20 protein-coding genes are annotated in these 16698 nt (G+C 44.5%); 15 read left to right on the top strand and 5 right to left on the bottom strand.

All coding sequences use genetic code 11. The annotated features are described in order from the left end of the window. Position 1: 1 nt before the first annotated feature. Positions 2-316 carry a YqcC family protein gene (locus tag R7127_RS04660; protein ID WP_005391784.1) on the bottom strand — a complete coding sequence of 105 codons (315 nt, stop codon included), beginning with the start codon at positions 314-316 and terminating at the stop codon, positions 2-4. Between the two features lie 76 nt (positions 317-392). Here R7127_RS04660 and R7127_RS04655 point away from each other — a divergent pair, with 76 nt between their 5' ends. Beyond that, entirely contained in the window at positions 393-1430 is a 1038-nt protein-coding gene (locus R7127_RS04655) for a DUF3549 family protein (protein WP_017636035.1), read from the top strand. 13 nt (positions 1431-1443) lie between these two features. Beyond that, positions 1444-1743: a DUF3301 domain-containing protein gene (locus R7127_RS04650; RefSeq protein WP_005380315.1), complete on the top strand. Its 300-nt coding sequence runs from the start codon at positions 1444-1446 to the stop codon at positions 1741-1743. Here R7127_RS04650 and R7127_RS04645 read toward each other — a convergent pair. After that, positions 1703-2188, bottom strand: a complete 486-nt coding sequence (locus R7127_RS04645) for a GNAT family N-acetyltransferase (RefSeq protein ID WP_081107518.1) — start codon at positions 2186-2188, stop codon at positions 1703-1705. The genes R7127_RS04650 and R7127_RS04645 overlap by 41 nt on opposite strands. Before the next feature lie 932 nt (positions 2189-3120). On the opposite strand from R7127_RS04645, the gene R7127_RS04640 reads away from it, so the two are divergent. The 8 genes from R7127_RS04640 to R7127_RS04605 all read left to right on the top strand — a co-directional run bounded on the left by R7127_RS04640 (position 3121) and on the right by R7127_RS04605 (position 10285). Further along, entirely contained in the window at positions 3121-3414 is a 294-nt protein-coding gene (locus tag R7127_RS04640) for a hypothetical protein (RefSeq protein WP_064377187.1), read from the top strand. Beyond that, positions 3411-3860, top strand: a complete 450-nt coding sequence (locus R7127_RS04635) for a YaiI/YqxD family protein (RefSeq protein ID WP_005380310.1) — start codon at positions 3411-3413, stop codon at positions 3858-3860. The genes R7127_RS04640 and R7127_RS04635 overlap by 4 nt, the downstream gene beginning before the upstream one ends. A gap of 194 nt (positions 3861-4054) precedes the next feature. After that, positions 4055-5044: a ketoacyl-ACP synthase III gene (locus R7127_RS04630; protein ID WP_173646022.1), complete on the top strand. Its 990-nt coding sequence runs from the start codon at positions 4055-4057 to the stop codon at positions 5042-5044. After that, positions 5041-6027 carry an NAD-dependent epimerase/dehydratase family protein gene (locus R7127_RS04625; RefSeq protein WP_053306722.1) on the top strand — a complete coding sequence of 329 codons (987 nt, stop codon included), beginning with the start codon at positions 5041-5043 and terminating at the stop codon, positions 6025-6027. Before R7127_RS04630 ends, R7127_RS04625 begins: the two co-directional genes overlap by 4 nt. Continuing rightward, the gene (locus tag R7127_RS04620) at positions 5996-6859 is read left to right on the top strand and encodes an MBL fold metallo-hydrolase (protein WP_017820759.1); all 864 of its coding nucleotides are present in this window, start codon (positions 5996-5998) and stop codon (positions 6857-6859) included. Before R7127_RS04625 ends, R7127_RS04620 begins: the two co-directional genes overlap by 32 nt. After that, positions 6847-8115: a F390 synthetase-related protein gene (locus R7127_RS04615; protein ID WP_171343216.1), complete on the top strand. Its 1269-nt coding sequence runs from the start codon at positions 6847-6849 to the stop codon at positions 8113-8115. Before R7127_RS04620 ends, R7127_RS04615 begins: the two co-directional genes overlap by 13 nt. After that, on the top strand, positions 8103-9215 hold the full coding sequence (locus R7127_RS04610) for an ATP-grasp domain-containing protein (protein ID WP_213895566.1): 1113 nt from the start codon (positions 8103-8105) through the stop codon (positions 9213-9215). Before R7127_RS04615 ends, R7127_RS04610 begins: the two co-directional genes overlap by 13 nt. Then, on the top strand, positions 9212-10285 hold the full coding sequence (locus tag R7127_RS04605) for a hypothetical protein (protein WP_104979629.1): 1074 nt from the start codon (positions 9212-9214) through the stop codon (positions 10283-10285). The genes R7127_RS04610 and R7127_RS04605 overlap by 4 nt, the downstream gene beginning before the upstream one ends. Positions 10286-10391: 106 nt before the next feature. Here the strand turns inward: R7127_RS04605 and R7127_RS04600 are convergent, their stop codons facing one another. The 3 genes from R7127_RS04600 to R7127_RS04590 form a co-directional block, all read right to left on the bottom strand. Continuing rightward, positions 10392-11978, bottom strand: a complete 1587-nt coding sequence (locus R7127_RS04600) for an AbgT family transporter (protein WP_005380301.1) — start codon at positions 11976-11978, stop codon at positions 10392-10394. A gap of 229 nt (positions 11979-12207) precedes the next feature. Next, positions 12208-12333 carry a type B 50S ribosomal protein L36 gene (gene ykgO / locus R7127_RS04595; RefSeq protein WP_005380299.1) on the bottom strand — a complete coding sequence of 42 codons (126 nt, stop codon included), beginning with the start codon at positions 12331-12333 and terminating at the stop codon, positions 12208-12210. 3 nt (positions 12334-12336) lie between these two features. Beyond that, the gene (locus R7127_RS04590) at positions 12337-12597 is read right to left on the bottom strand and encodes a type B 50S ribosomal protein L31 (protein ID WP_005380295.1); all 261 of its coding nucleotides are present in this window, start codon (positions 12595-12597) and stop codon (positions 12337-12339) included. Positions 12598-12719: 122 nt separating this feature from the next. Between R7127_RS04590 and tsaA the strand changes: the two genes are divergently transcribed. The 5 genes from tsaA to R7127_RS04565 all read left to right on the top strand — a co-directional run bounded on the left by tsaA (position 12720) and on the right by R7127_RS04565 (position 16598). Beyond that, entirely contained in the window at positions 12720-13415 is a 696-nt protein-coding gene (tsaA, locus tag R7127_RS04585; RefSeq protein WP_064354297.1) for a tRNA (N6-threonylcarbamoyladenosine(37)-N6)-methyltransferase TrmO, read from the top strand. 111 nt (positions 13416-13526) lie between these two features. After that, positions 13527-15242, top strand: a complete 1716-nt coding sequence (locus R7127_RS04580; protein WP_064354243.1) for a proline--tRNA ligase — start codon at positions 13527-13529, stop codon at positions 15240-15242. A gap of 178 nt (positions 15243-15420) precedes the next feature. After that, positions 15421-16089: a tellurite resistance TerB family protein gene (locus R7127_RS04575; protein WP_033905528.1), complete on the top strand. Its 669-nt coding sequence runs from the start codon at positions 15421-15423 to the stop codon at positions 16087-16089. Between the two features lie 111 nt (positions 16090-16200). Further along, entirely contained in the window at positions 16201-16410 is a 210-nt protein-coding gene (locus R7127_RS04570) for a YaeP family protein (protein WP_033905529.1), read from the top strand. Then, positions 16407-16598 carry a DUF4250 domain-containing protein gene (locus R7127_RS04565; protein WP_033905530.1) on the top strand — a complete coding sequence of 64 codons (192 nt, stop codon included), beginning with the start codon at positions 16407-16409 and terminating at the stop codon, positions 16596-16598. Before R7127_RS04570 ends, R7127_RS04565 begins: the two co-directional genes overlap by 4 nt. Positions 16599-16698 lie beyond the last annotated feature (100 nt).

Here is a 16698-nt window from a genome sequence, read left to right as displayed (position 1 = left end):
TTTACTTACACAGTTCGTCAATGGTTCGGATTGTAACAAGCAGCTCTGCGAACTGCGGTTCCTGCTTCCACGCTTCTGAAAAATAGGGCTCGAGAGAAAACCCTCTTGGCAATGGTTGGTTGTTTTCCACTAGCACGTGCATTCTGTCTATAAAGATCCACTGCAACCACTCATGAGGATGCAATGTATCAATCGCAAATGGCTCCACGCTTTGTAAGGCTTGCTCTGAAGGCCTAGTGTGTTGCCACAACTTATGTTCTTTAAGCTGCGTTTCAAGTTGGTGAAGTAAGTCGACCAATTGAGTATTTGTTACCATTAATTCTATCTCGAACCTTGAATTAGCCGAGAATGATACCATTTCTTGTGAAAAGAACGTTAGGACGTCGTATTTAATGGAAAACATTCAAACCCTCACTCAACTGTTGAACAACAGCCGCTGTGATTATCAAATCTTCGATCTTGGTCGTCGTATCAAAACCATCGCTAAGAAAGAGTTTGCCGATGTAGAAAAAGGTCAAGCACCGTACCCATTCCCAATGCAGCGTAAAGCACACCTTGCCATCGCTTATTGGAATGAACAAAAGCAACCTTGGATTTGGTTTCTAAAGTTTGAATTGGACGAGCGCGGTTTGTTAAAGCAATCAGATATCGGCAATTTCATTAAATACGTAGTGGAAGCCATGGGAACACGCCTCAATGGTGATATCTCTGAAGAGCAACAGCAAAAGCTGTCTAATAACCCATATACGTTCAAACCTTCCGAAGACAAAATGGCCGTGTTTCATAGCCAGGTCCGCGCGAACCTCGATCTTCCTACCAGCCAATATTATGAGCACACTCAGCATTACTTTTCAGGTGGTTTAGGCTGGGATAATTGGCAAACCGTAGGTCTGCAAGGGATCACCGACATGGCAGCTCGTTTGGACAAAGAGCAAAACGGGGTAATGATACGCAAAGCGTTGAACCACCTACCAAATGAGCCACTTTATGCCCTATTAGGTGCGCTTGAGCATGTAGAGCTTCAAGAGCGTTTAGCAGAACGTATCGCGGAAAAGGCACAGCAAGAAATCGCAAGTAGCGAACCTGATCTCTTCCTACTTTCAGCACTTATCCGAGCCCTTGCTGGTGCGCCAACAGAAGTCGCCTCTCCAGTATTAGATGCGATATTGCATAGCCCTCGTTTAAGCCATCAGGAGGTATTGATTGGTGTGGCGGGTCGCGCTTGGCACTTACTCGCCAATGAAAAGGTAGCAGAACAGTTTTTGCTGCGTTTAGCTCAAACCGGTAATCAAGCCCTATTTAATCAGTTATTTGCCGATTTAGTGATGCTGCCAGAGTTAAGAATGGTGTTATTGCCTTTGCTGCATTCAAACCCATCAGAGGAACTAGCAAATGCGCTAGTAAGCTTACAACAAGCAACAAAAAGCTAAGAAAGGTTCAGGAATGATTGGTGATCTTTTAGCAATTTTAGGGCTCTGCTTTTTCTGTTACCTGTTTTGGCAACAGCGTCGCCAAGCCGAACTCGCAAAAGCGGCCATCACGCGTAAATGTGAGCAATTGGATCTCCAATTAATCAGCATCGCCTTTGGTGCCCATAAACTAAAAACGCCAGACGGAGTCTGGCGTTGGCATACGGTGTATCAATTTGAGTTTTCATCTCTTGGTGACGATTGCTACCAAGGAGAGTTAACCATGGTCGGTTTCAGGCCGCAGAACTTTCACCTACCACCGCATCGCTTGTAAATTCCATTTCAAAGTAAGGACCATATATATCCTTACTTTCTTTTGTTTCAACAAATCCCAGCTTTTTCAGTACTGCCATAGAAGCTTGATGATTGCTATTCACGTTAGCTTTCACCTTATTCAAGCCCAATTCACGGCACGCTTTGGGGAAAAATGCTTTTAGTGCTTCTGTTGCTAACCCTTTACCCCAATATGCTTTATCAAAAATAAACCCTAATTCAGGTTCGGAATCGAGATTAGCAATGAACACGTGCCCCATATAGTCACGACTGGTGCTCTCTAGCACTGCCATACTATAAATGTTCTCATCATCTAGTATTTTCTCAAACATCTGTTTGGCAGACGCAACTGTATACGGACCATTCAATTCAGCACGGTTTTTCGCACAGCAATTCAGCATGACGAATTCTAGTTGCAACGACTCATTGTAGGGTAGAAGAAGCATTCTTCTGGTTACTATGGCCACATCTGTTCCTTGATTACAACAAACTTAATCTATCCGCAGATCACAAACTCGATGAGCTGAACATGCTCAATGATTGCGGGCATAACACCTTGTAGAGAAGCCGAAAGTTAAACCAACTGGTTGGAAAGGGTATTGATCTGAGTTGTTTTTTATTAAGTGTTATTAGGAATTTATATATTTTGTGATATTGATATCCCCAAGTAACATCGAGATGCTTAATTCAATGAGAGCACTGGATATCGTTTTTATATAAGAAAGACCCCGACACATAAGTATCGGGGTCATGGTCTTACTCGCAGCAGTCCGGCTACTAAAAGTGCTCCATGCATCATCCATAATAGTGGCTGATTCCGTCAGCTTATTCCTTACGTCGCCGTCCTAGCGGTGTCCTTATCATCCTGACTGCTAACATTCCTCGTTAGCACACGTCACTTGTTCCTTGAGCGGTGTCCCTTGCATCTTCCTGATGCTGTCCATAACCTCAATCCTAGAGGGGTCCATTGTCTATCCTTAGTCATCAACATCCTATTGATGATCGTATCCTTACAATGTCCTACGCTCCATGCTTGATTAATCATCCTGACCAACCAAATCGTCTTCCTGACGATAACCAAATCCTTGGTGCTTTCCTGTTCCATGTCTGCTTCCTGCTGACAACTCTCAATTTACGCCTTTTCCAAAAATAGACAATCTATCCAAGATAAATATTTGGCTCTCACATTGGTTAACAAGTTGTTAAATCATTATTTATCAGAAACTTAAGCTCTTCAGCTTCTCTTTTTCCGCTTACGAAATCGTTTTCTCTCACAACCTATGTAAGAGATCTCTCACACTACACTCTCCAAAATGCCATTCGCCAAATCAGCGCACTCAACGTATGATGATAGATATATCGTTGTTAAGGATTAAAAATGTTAACTCAAGACGTTACTAAAGAATTAGAAGCGGCAATGGAACAGTTGCAACAACAAGGAAAAGAGCCAACCGTAGCGTTAGTGAAAGCACGCTTGAAAACGCCAGTTCCAATGCCAGCATTAATCACCGCAATAAAAAGTTGGAAGAGTGCTCAACGCGTACCCAAGATTGAAATCGCAGCACAACACCACACCGATAATGATCGTCTTGAAGCCCTAGAGCGCACCGTAAAAATGCTAGCCATTCGTATTGAAGAGTTAGAAGCGAAACTCAGTGAGAAATCATCATGAAGTTATGGGTAGATGCAGACGCGTGTCCGAAAGTTATTCGCGAAACCATTGTGCGTGCCGCCGAGCGTACGGGGATTGAATGTACGTTTGTCGCTAACCACGTTGTCCCTGTGCCGAAAAGAGACAACATCCACTCGCTACAAGTCCCTGCGGGATTTGACATCGCAGACAACGAAATCGTCAAGCGTGTAGAAGCCAACGATTTGGTGATCACGTCAGATATTCCGCTTGCAGATGAGGTTATCTCTAAAGGCGCTCAAGCCCTCAGTTCTCGTGGCGAGCTCTATACAAAAGACACCATCAAAGCTCGCCTAAATATCCGCGACTTTATGGAAACCATGCGTTCAAGCGGAATTCAGACAGGTGGGCCCGCCGCGCTTTCTCAAACCGATCGACGCGAATTTGCAAACCATTTGGATCGTATTTTGGCGAAATTCAAGAAGTAACCCTCACTCTATTCATATTGAGCCAGCAAATCAAAGCCTGGCTCATTCCTGAAAATTCATTCTCAGCATTGCACCCAAAGCGTGCTCTTACTCCCATTTGTTTTGTTCTGTTTATTTTTCATCTCGCTCGTCATAGCTTCAATATGCAACGTGGTTTATTTTGAACGACGTTTTTAATAAGTGTATAGAGAATAATGGGCTTTAACATCGTTTCCAGTGGAAGCTACCTGCCAACGAATCAATGGTCTGATCGAGAGATGGATCGCTTCCTAAAATTAGCGCCAGGGACCTGCCGAAATAAATTCGACGTTGAATGTCGTCATGTAGCCAATACAAAAGAGACCGCTATTTACATGGCGGTGCAGGCAATAGAGCAGTGTTTAGGAAACACACATACCTTAAGCTCCGTTGATCTTCTTATCTACGCTAGCGGCACACATCACCAGTCTCTACCCTACGACGCCTCAGCGGTTCTCGCCGCGTTAGACGCTCCAACATGGCTAGAAAGCTTTGATTTGAACAGCACCTGTTTATCCTTTCTCTCTGCGCTTGATCTTGCCCAGAGTCTATTCTTAGCAAAACGATACCGTCGGATTCTTATTGTCACCAGCGAACTCGCCACTGGCATCACACTGAATCGAAATTTTACGCTCAAACCAGAAGTTGCAACGCTATTCGCAGACGGTGCCGCCGCATTTTTGCTCGAAGAACGCAACGATGATGGATTGCTCACCAGTCACTTTGAAACGCATCATACCGGGTATTCATTTTGTCAAATTAAGGGCGGAGGTAGTCATATCAATCCGCATACCTCCGAGCATCAAGCCTATTTAAAAAGTTGCCAGTTTGAGATGGAGGGCAAAGCACTCTTTAAACATGTGCGTAACGCCTTACCAGCGTTTCTAAAAAAAGGGTTTGACGCCTCTCCGGTAACACTCGGCGATATTGATTATTTTCTTCCTCATCAAGCCAGCGCGCATGGATTAAAAAAACTGCCTACACTCACCGGGCTACCAACAGAGAAAACCGTTAATCACTTTTCGACTTTGGGAAACCAAGTCGCCGCCTCACTCCCAATTAACTTACACTGGCTGCGTAATCAGCCAGAAACCGCAGGAAAACATGTGTTATTAGCTGGCACCGCCGCAGGGTTGTCACTAGGGATGGGAGTGCTAAAACTATGAAGATATTGGTCACTGGTGGCAGCGGGATGTTGGGTAGCGCAATTCTGAGAATGTTTCACCAGCAGCATGAACTGCATTTTACAGCACGAAATACAGTCATCGCTAAACAACTCGCCGAGCAATTCGATGTTATCCCACATATAGTCGATTTAAGAGACCACTCAGCAGTTCATGCGGTATGCCAAGGTATGGATGCAATCATCCATTGTGCCGCTCTCTCAAGCCCATGGGGAAAGTGGCAGGCGTTTTATCAAGCCAATGTAGATGCCACCAAAAACCTCGTCAATGCGGCTAATACGCATCAAATCTCGCGTTTTATCCATATTTCGTCCACCAGCGTCTACTTTGACCATCAAGACCGTTGGAATATTAGAGAAACCGACGCCATAGCTTCATACTGGTGTAATGATTACGCACACACAAAATATCTATCAGAAATTGAAGCCGTAAAAGGTCGAAGTAAAGCGATCATTTTAAGACCGCGTGGCATTTTTGGACCCAATGATCGCGCGATTATCCCAAGAGTGCTTAAGGCGATAAAAAACAACACTCTGCTTCTGCCATCGGGTAGAAATCCTGTGGTTGATCTGACCTATGTCGACAACGTTGCCCATGCAGCGATGCTCGCTTGCACTCAGGCAGACCGACTTCAGCATGGTGATGTGTTCAACATTTCCAACAACGAACCAATGCCAATTGAGACTGTTCTGCAAGCTTTATGTGAGGGGTTAAACCTAAAAGTAACGTTACAATCATTACCATACGGTGTGGTATCACCATTATTAAAGCTCAGTGAGCAAATACGAAGGCACTTACCACATCAGCCAGAACCAAGGCTCACCTCATACAGCGCAGGATTGTTTAACTATCATCAAACTCTGGATATCAGCAAGGCTAAACAAACACTGAATTACCAACCGCTTTTTTCAATTCAAGAAGGAATACAGCAGTATGCAAACTGGTCTAAAAATAAAAATCTTTGAGGCTGGACACTGCGTACACCCAGGCTTTGTTGTCAAACCAGGTTCTGGTATCAAGCCTAGAGCATTTCCGGCAGCCGTTGCGTTAATTCAGCACCCAACACAAGGCAACATCCTGTTTGACACGGGATATCACGAGCATTTTTTTAGCGCGACTCGCCCCTTCCCTGAACGTTTTTATGCTTGGACAACACCTTGTCGCTATAAAAAAGAACACGGAATTGTTGCGCAGTTAGCAAAAGAAAGTCTCAAACCTCATGATATTGAACACTTAGTACTTTCCCACTTCCATGCTGATCACATTGCTGCCGTGTCTGAGTTTTCCCACTCTCAATTGCATTGCCAACAAAAAGGGGTGGATGCAATTACTAAAAGTGGTCGAATTGGAGGCGTAAGAAAAGGATACCTAAAAGCTCTACTTCCTCCACAACTTGAATCTAACTTATTCATTCATAGTGACTTTTCTGTATCAATCAGCCAAATTCTTCCTCAGTGCCAAGGTGTTAATTTGCTCTGTAAAGACATGTTCGACGATGGATTTATTTATATGGTTAGCTTGCCAGGCCATGCAGCTGGCCAAGTGGGCTTGCTGGTTAAAAGAGACCAAGGTTGGCTGTTCTTACTCGCCGATGCATGCTGGTTAATCGAGAGCTTGAGTGAAAATATCGATCAACATTGGCTGGCGAACATGCTTTGCGATGATACAAAAGCCTATAAAAACACCCTCTCCGAGTTGAGAAGTTGCTACCAACAAACCCACCACTTTGTTCGCTTCGTGCCTTCACATTGTCAGGAAACTATCCAGCAGCTAATCAAAGAAGGATGGATGAAGTGAGAACGCTTATCTCAGAATTCTGGCGAACCCGCTACCGCCCCTTCGGCTCAAGGGAACAAGTCGAAACATGGCAGCAACAACACTTAACGCAACACTTGGATTGGGTATGCCGCCATTCACCGTATTACCGCTCACTTCAAGGTGCACCACTCAGTGATTTCCCTATCATGAATAAGCAAACCATGATGGAGAACCTTTCAGAGTTGAATACGAAGGGCTTAGATGCTGAACAGCTAATGCAACAAGCACTCGAAGCAGAACAGTCACGCAACTTCGCCGCTTCGAAAGTTGGCGATGTTACTGTTGGGCTTTCTTCGGGCACATCAGGCATACGCGGGTTGTTTCTTGCTGACAAACAGGAAACGCAACTGTGGGCTGGCAATATATTGGCTCGCCTGTTGCCCAACCTATGGCAAAAGCACCGAATTGCGCTAGCCTTGCGCGCCAACAGCCCACTGTATAAATCCGTCGCGAAAGGCCCTGTCACATTCTTTTATGCGGATTTAACTAAACCTTACCAAGAATGGATAAAAGAGCTAGATGAGTTCCAACCCACGCTTTTAGTTGGTAGTGCGCAAGCTCTTCAGCTCTGCGCCCAGTTCAGCGGTCAATTTGGTCAACCCGAAATTCAACCACAGCGGATCATTTCTGGTGCAGAAGTCCTAACTGAGAGTGACCGTCACTTTATTTCTCAACGGTTCGACAGCGAACTCCATGAAGTCTATCAATGTACCGAAGGTTTTCTTGCATGTACTGATCAGCATGGACAAATGCGCTGGAATCAGGATGTTATTTACATCGAAAAACATTGGCTGAATACCGAACGTACTCATTACAGCCCAATTATCACCGATTTTCGTCGTAAAACTCAGCCCATTATTCGTTATCAGCTCGACGATATTATTGAGAATAAACAGGATAATGGCGTATTTGAACCTCTTGGCACGATTGCCGGACGATGTGGTGATCGCCTCACGCTAAACGCAAACCACGTCCCAGTTACGGTGTTACCAGATCTCATCTACCGCGCTATAACACTATCTGCCAAAGGTCGCGTGGATTACCGAATCACCCAAACAGGGTCACAAGCCATTCAAATTGAAGCGGATGTTCACCACCATCGGGTTATACACCAAGCCTTGATAAAGTTGTTTGACCAATTGCGGCTTGATCCTGTCAGATTTAGTTACCGCCCTGCGCCTATTTGGACGCCAATGAATAAACAACGACGTGTGGTGAACATATGCGGGTCTTAATCACCGGAGCCCGAGCACCAGTTGCACTAGAGTGGGCAACCATGTGTATGCATCATGGGCATGAAGTAATTCTCACCGATTCGCTAAAAAAGCCTCTGGGATCGTTTTTGCGAGGTATCGAGTCTTACATACCCACCGCTTCACCTCGATTTGCGTTTCCCACCTATCAACAGCAGATCCTAAAAATCATTACTCAGATGCGTATTGATATAGTGATACCCACTTGTGAAGAAGTTTATTACTTGGCTCATGTTGCCAAACAATGCCCAGAAGTAGATTTTTTTCTGCCCAATGTGGGACTACTCAATGCCCTGCACAACAAGTTGACCGTCTTTGAACAGCTTCAGGGTTTGCCAGAAATCACACTTCCAAAAACTCGTTTGGTCGCTGATAAAAGTGAGATTGAAATTAATAAGAGGACCGTTCTAAAGCCCGTTTACTCTCGGTTTGGCGGGCAAGTCATAAGAGATGTGACGACTCAGTCTATTTCTGCCGCCACGATATCGCCCCTTTTCCCTTGGGTTCAGCAACAAAAAATCCAAGGGACTCCGGTGTGTAACTATGCCATTTTTGAACATGGTGACCTTAAAGCACACCAAGCTTATGTGCCGAAATACTGTGTAAACGGCTCGGCCGCCAGTGCTTTTCAGCCGATCTCGTGCGAACGACTAGATAGATTTATCGCCGCTTTTGGTAAACGTCATACTTATCATGGGCAAGTGTCGTTTGACTTCATCAAATCACAAGATGAGCTCTACGTGATTGAATGTAACCCAAGAGCCACCAGTGGTTTGCACCTACTCTCGTCTCGATGCAACCAACTGCTTCCTAATATGGAGTTTACCAGTCCTTCCAAGCAGCGATTGCATCATTTAGGTCCAATAACACTCATCGCTGAGGGCGGGTTATCCCTGTTCAAGGCTCGAACTTGGCAAGATTGGTGGTCTGGAGTGAATGTGATGCAACAGCATAACTTACTGGTCGGGAGCCAAATCCGGAGTATGTTTGAATTACTCCGGTTAGCTAGGCAGAACAAGACGAAGTGGAGCGACGCTTCTACCGTTGATATTGAGTGGAATGGAGAGGCATTGAACTCATGACACTTTCCTTTCAAGAATGGCATCAAACCTTTATCACTCTTATGCAGTCAAATCCTATTGATGAATGCACAGCAAGCTTTGGTTGCTACTATATCGATGATGTTGCCATTCCTTACTCCGTAACACCAAAAATACCAAACAACTGTTATGCAGTCTCCCCTATGACACTGCTTAGTGGCTACGCCGAAGGAGAGCTTCACAAAGTCAAAAATGTGGCTGTTCGATGGGTATGTAAGTTACTTATTAATATGACTAAACCAATCTTATCATTGGCTGGATTGGATCAAGTCCAAACGCTCAACAATCAGTGCTTGTCCACCAATATGTATAGCGAACAATGGGCAGCCTTAAATCTCGATGAACTGCGTCGCGTCGCACTCGATAAATATCCCACCTTTCCCTTGGTACTTCGCTCCATTAACCAACGTCAACAATCACGCTTTATTCAGCGATTAGAGCAGCAGCAATGGCAAAGCTTGGTAACACGACAAGTGTATTTACTTGATGATTGGCAAGCGTTCAGCTTCAACCGAGATTTAACGAAAGACTTCAAACTGCTTAATGATAAAGATTGGCAGTTTAGGCCACTGACCACTGATGAAGAGTTTCAGCGTGCCAAAGAGTTATATGACATGCTTTACCTTGATAAATACAGCATCAATAACATCCAGTTTTCAACCCAATATTTAAAACAGGCGAGCCAGAACAAATTAGTAAAGTTAGTGGGACTGTTTTATCAAGAAGAGATGCTGGCTACGTTAGGCATTGTAGAAATTGATAATGATATGACTTGCCCAATTTTTGGCTACGATACCAATAAGCCACAACGCCTCGCATTGTATCGTCGAATATCGGCCTATACCATCCGCCACGCAATGATATTCCAGCGTCGCTTTAATATGAGCTCAGGTGCTCCGGCTTTTAAACGCAACAGAAAAGCCCAGCCAGAAATTGAATTTAGCTATGTGTATATTGCGCACTTACCCTGGTACAAACGCATAATTTGGAAAAGCTTGTGCTGGCTCACTCAGCACTTTTATCGCCCTTTGTTGATACGTTTTCAGCTATAATCCGACATCTATAATCAGGTAAGCCTGCGTACACAGTCTCAATCGATAAAAAAGCCTGCGACGTTCGCAGGCTTTTTATAATGGAGCTGTGTGAGGTAACCGTTTTCTAAGGTGTGTAGTATGTTGCTGCGCCAGGGCCTACTGGTAAACCAAATACGAATACCCATAGGTAGAACAGCACACTCCAACCTACAATGAAGCAGATTGAGTAAGGTAGCATGGTCGCGATCAGCGTACCGATACCTAAGTTCTTCATGTAACGAGTCGCTACGGCAAGAATCAAACCAAAGTAGCTCATCATTGGAGTAATGATGTTTGTCGTCGAGTCACCAATTCGGTAAGCAGCCTGAATCGTTTCCGGTGCATAACCAACAAGCATCAACATAGGAACAAAAATCGGAGCCGTTACTGCCCACTGCGCCGATGCCGAACCAATCATTAGGTTGATAAATCCACACATCAGGATGAAGGCAAAGAACAACATTGGGCCAGTTAAGCCAATTTCTTGCAGGAAGCTAGCGCCAGCAACCGCGAATACCTGACCGAAGTTAGTCCATTTAAAGAAAGCAACGAACTGAGCCGCAAAGAAAACTAATACAATGTACATGCCCATAGAAGACATAGATTTCGCCATTGCATCAATTACATCGCGATCCGTCTTCATCGTGCCAACAACTTTACCAAACACAAAGCCTGGAATAGCAAAGAACACAAAGATGAATGCCACGATACTTTTCAGGAATGGTGAACCTGCAATTGTACCTGCATCAGAACGTAGAATGCCGTCTTCTGGAACAACCGTCCAAGCAAGCAGCGCTGAAACAACCAGTACAGCAACACCTGCTAGTTTTAGGCCTTTCTTCTCAATGTCTGTTAAGCCACCCATTTTGTCGTTCGACAAATCTTCTGAGGCTTCTTCTTCACTGTATTTGCCAAGCTTTGGCTCAACAATTTTTTCAGTAACAAACGCACCTGTGATTGCAATGAAGAATGTCGACACAAACATGAAGTACCAGTTAACTTCTGGACCAACAGTGTAAGTTGGGTCAATCATTTGCGCAGCCGTTTCAGTAATGCCTGACAACAGCGGGTCAACCGTACCAATAAGTAGGTTTGCTGAGTAACCACCAGATACACCAGCGAACGCCGCAGCAAGACCGGCAAGTGGGTGACGACCTAAAGAATGGAACAGCATTGCAGCCAGTGGAATAAGTACCACATAGCCAAGCTCTGATGCCGTATTTGAAATGATACCCGCGAAAACGACCGTCACTGTTACCATGCGTTGTGATGCACCCATGACTAAGCCACGCATTGCTGCAGATAGTAAGCCTGAGTATTCAGCAATAGCAACACCCAACATCGCAACCAATACCGTACCCAAAGGTGCAAAGCCGACAAAGTTTTTCACTAGATTGGTAACGATTAGTTCAAGGCCATCAGCGTTAAGCAAGCTAACGACATGAATCATGCCATCCGCGGCACGACCTTTTGCACCCTCAGGACGAGGATCAACTACGGAAACTTCGAAGTATCCTGCAATACCCGACATCACCAGAATGGCTAAACAGAAAATGGCAAATAGTGTGATCGGGTGGGGCAATAAGTTCCCCAAATATTCGACAGTATCCAAAAAGCGCGTAAACAGCGGCTTCTTAGGCGAGTTTTGTTTAATTGAATCAGATGAACTCATCTGTTCCCTCCTTGTTTTTATTCCTATGCAAATGTGACAAAAATGTCAAAAAGCGTGCGAAGGGTACTTGAGTAGAAGGTCAAATAAAAGCCCTAAATGTTACAAACTGTGACGAACAGAGGCATTTATAACCAACATTGAATAAAAATGTAGATATTTCATCCATGTAAGATAATTAACTCAACATTATCAATTAAACAAAACCATAAGTTAGATATATGCAGGTTGATTACTTTTGCACAGCTTTGAATCTCGGGTTCGTTTTGCAAATGACATAAAGACGCCCTCTCCGTTTTACAATCTGGCAATCCGGATGACGACTTTTTGCACTTTTTAATGATTTTACTACCTTCATGATTTATTCCTTTTCGCTCTTAAATTGACCAAAACGACGGTTGAAGTTCGCAATGCGACCTTCGGTTTGTACAACGCGCTGTTTACCGGTGTAGTACGGGTGAGAAGCTGACGACACATCTAACGTAAAGTAAGGGTAAGTTTTGCCATCTTTCCATTCGATGGTTCTCTCCGTTTTCAATGTAGAACCAACGACAAAGTACTTATCTACACTGGTGTCGTGGAACACCACAGGACGATATTCAGGATGGATTCCTGGTTTCATAATACTTTTCCTTTCAATTAAATTGTTATGTTATAACATTTTAATTAATAGTCATTATCAACAAGAAAAGCAAGAGAAATTTGTGATACTTTCATCTCAATGAATTCTTAAAGATGTCCACCATGTATTCCATCGAACCCATCGGCGTCATTGAGACACCGTACAAAGAAAAGTTTGCAGTTCCGCGCCAACCACGCTTAGTACCAGAGGCTAAAGCACGCGTAAAACTGTTAGGTGCAGCAAATAGCCCTGAAGCAGTGCGTGGGCTAGAACAGTTCTCTCACGTTTGGTTGTTGTTTCTATTTGATCAGAATCTGGAAGCTGGTTGGAAACCAACTGTACGTCCGCCACGATTAGGCGGCAATGAACGAATTGGTGTCTTTGCCTCGCGCTCGACTTTCCGTCCAAACGGAATCGGAATGTCAGCCGTTGAAGTGAAAGGAGTCACTAAGCAAGGCGATCAAATCTATCTTGATTTAGGCAGTGTAGATCTCGTGGATGGGACACCGATTGTGGATATTAAGCCTTATATCCCCTATTCGGATTCTATTTCGGAAGCACAAGGCGGATACGCAGACCAAGAGCCAGAAAAGTCACAAGTCACCTTTTCTGCTCAAGCATTAGCAACGATAGAAAGTCGATCCGATACTGACTATGTAAGATCAGTCATTGAACAAGTTCTGGCACAAGATCCTCGCCCTGCATATAAGAAAAACAAACCGGACGACAAAGAATATGCGGTAAATTTGTTCGACTTGAACGTAAAGTTCACAGCAACAAGCAACTTAATAACGGTTACCGCTATTGAAAGCTTTTGACAAACGCAATTGGCTGATATTATAGACGGCTAACAAATTTCCCTTTCGGGAACTCCCATACTCCTGCTTATTCAAGCTTGAGTATCTAACTTAAATAAACGGATAAATTTAATGCGTACCAGTAATTATCTTCTTTCTACTCTGAAGGAGACTCCAAACGACGCAGAAGTAGTGAGCCACCAGCTCATGCTACGTGCAGGTATGATCCGTAAGCTGGCTTCAGGTTTATACACCTGGCTACCTACTGGTCTACGTGTACTGCGTAAAGTCGAAAACATCGTTCGTCAAGAAATCGACAATGCAGGCGCAGTCGAAACTTTGATGCCCGTTGTTCAGCCGTTTGAACTATGGGAAGAGACAGGCCGCAGCGAAAAGATGGGCCCTGAGCTACTTCGCTTTACTGACCGTCATGTTCGTCCGTTTGTACTTAGCCCAACCGCTGAAGAAGTGATCACTAGCCTTGTTCGCAATGAAGTGAGCTCTTACAAACAGCTTCCGCTAAACCTGTACCAAATCCAAACTAAATTTCGTGACGAACGACGCCCACGTTTTGGCGTAATGCGTTCACGTGAATTCTCAATGATGGATGCGTACAGCTTTGACATTGATAAAGACGGACTACAAAAGTCATACGACGCAATGCATGATGCTTACTGTAAAGCATTCGATCGCATGGGTCTGGATTACCGTCCTGTACTTGCAGATAGCGGTGCTATCGGTGGTAGCGGCTCTCAAGAGTTCCACGTACTGGCTGAAAGCGGCGAAGATATCATCGCATTCTCTAGCGAGTCAGATTACGCGGCAAACATTGAAAAAGCAGAAGCACTAGCTCCAGCCTCTGAGGCTGCGGCACCAACACAAGAAATGACGTTGGTTGATACGCCAAACGCGAAAACAATCGCTGAATTGGTTGAGCAGTTCGAACTACCAATTGAAAAAACAGTGAAAACACTGTTTGTGAAAGCATCTGACGAAGTTGATACGCCAATCATCGCGCTTATTATTCGTGGTGATCATGAACTGAACGAAGTGAAAGCAGAAAACCTTCCTCAGGTTGCAGCTCCACTGGAAATGGCATCTGAAGAAGAAATTCGTGCGCTTATCGGTGCAGGCCCTGGTTCACTAGGCCCTGTTGGCCTTAAACTGCCGTTCATTGTTGACCGCAGCGTTGCGGTAATGAGCGACTTCGGTGCGGGCGCGAACATCGATGGCAAACACTACTTCGGTATTAACTGGGGTCGTGATGTAGAGCTTGGTCAAGTTGAAGACCTACGTAACGTTGTGGAAGGTGACCCAAGCCCATGTGGCAAGGGCATTATCCAGCTTAAGCGTGGTATCGAAGTTGGCCATATCTTCCAACTAGGTAACGCTTACTCCGCAGCGATGAACTGTGGTGTACTGGGTCCTGATGGTAAGAACGTCATCCTAGAAATGGGTTGTTACGGTATCGGTATCACTCGCGTAGTAGCGGCTGCTATTGAACAAAACCACGACAAATACGGCATCATCTGGCCAGATGCAATCGCACCATTCCAGGTAGCGATCGTTCCAATGAACATGCACAAGTCAGAAGAAGTGAAAGAAGCCGCTGAGAAATTGTACGCTGAGCTAACGGCAATGGGCATCGAAGTGCTATTTGATGACCGTAAAGAACGCCCAGGCGTAATGTTCTCTGACATGGAGCTTATTGGTGTACCGCATACCATTATTATCGGTGACCGCTCAATGAAAGAAGGCAACTTCGAATACAAGAACCGTGCTACTGGTGAGAAAACAGCAGTCGCAATGACTGACATTGTTGAGCACGTAAAAGCTCAACTAAAGTAAGCACTAGACGAGTTCGCATTTGAAGTAGTTTCAAATAGTTAAAAAGGGTTGGCTTCGGTCAGCCCTTTTTATTACAGCTCAACATCCTCCCTCCACCTTTTTCGAACTATTCACTTTGTTAATCTTTGGTTCAGCTTCTTGCTATTAAACTGATTTCATCATCTAAAGGAGGTCAGTTATGGATTTAAAAAGTCTTCTAAACCAAGCACTCAAATCAGACTTACTTAAGCAAGGTGCAGATGCATTGGGCAAACAAACCAACAACATCAAATCCTCATCAAATTCAAGTAGTCTAAAAACGCTAGGAGCAGGTGCTGTAGGCGGAGGCCTCATCGGTATGCTGATGGGCTCAAAGAAAAGTAAAAAAATGACTAAAAAAATAGGGTCAAACGCATTAAAAGTCGGTGGCGCAGCTGCGCTTGGAGCCTTGGCCTACAAAGTGTATAACGACTGGCAAGCCAAGCAATCCGGTCAAGGTGTTCAAGAAACCTTTGACCCCGATGACAGTAAACACAGTGTCTTAATTTTAAAAGCAATGATTGGATCTGCAAAAGCTGATGGTCACGTTGATGAAGAGGAAATGGCGCGCATTGAACAAGCTCTCGCGGATATGGGCGCAGATGAGCACGTTCGTCACCTCGTTCAGCAAGAGTTAAACAAACCGCTTGATCCTGCTGAAATTGCTAATCAGGCGACCTCTCCTCAACAAGCGTCAGAAATTTACCTAGCGTCTTTGATCGTCGCTGATGAACAAAACTTTATGGAAAAAGCGTATCTGCAAGAACTAGCAAAACAACTTCAACTTTCACCAGAAGTCACTCAGAAGTTAGAAGCACAAATGCAGTGATTAAATCTCGCTCAAGCAAACCTTCAACTTGAGCCAAAACAACTCTGTACTTTGAGTTTCAAATCCGCTGTGTGTATATTGAGATAAGTTATCATTTAGTGGAAAGAAAACATGCAAGTATACGGCTGTTGTGAACTGGTTCGTGAGCTTTATGCTCAGATTGGTAGTGGCGATCAAGCTTATATTCCCCAAGCAATTTCATGTGCAGTTAAAGCACTGAACGATGTTGCAGCGGATGAATCGCTACCAAAAGAAGTGCGTGAAAAAGCGGCATTTGCTGCGGCAAACCTACTGATTTCAGATTTTGAGGATAAGTCATGAATCTAACGAACTTTGAATCCATGGACCCTGTCATGCTGATGAGCATTGTGAATATGAAGCTACGCGATGACTTCGGAGGTGATCTGGACAAACTGGTGGCTTTCTTCGATATCGAGCGCACAGCACTGGAGACAAAACTGGCTTCTGCTGGTTTTGACTTTCTTCCAGAAGCAGGACAATTCCGTTAATCCACACCATGCTTGGCGGATAACCGAAACGAGAATAACCAATATGAAAAAGGGCTTGATGAGTTACCATCAAGCCCTTTTCTTTTATTCGATAGGCGTC

Origin of the sequence: Vibrio sp. 1159, from assembly GCF_033340395.1 — a bacterium.
Taxonomy (GTDB): domain Bacteria; phylum Pseudomonadota; class Gammaproteobacteria; order Enterobacterales; family Vibrionaceae; genus Vibrio; species Vibrio alginolyticus.
This window is presented reverse-complemented; position numbering and strand designations above follow the sequence as displayed.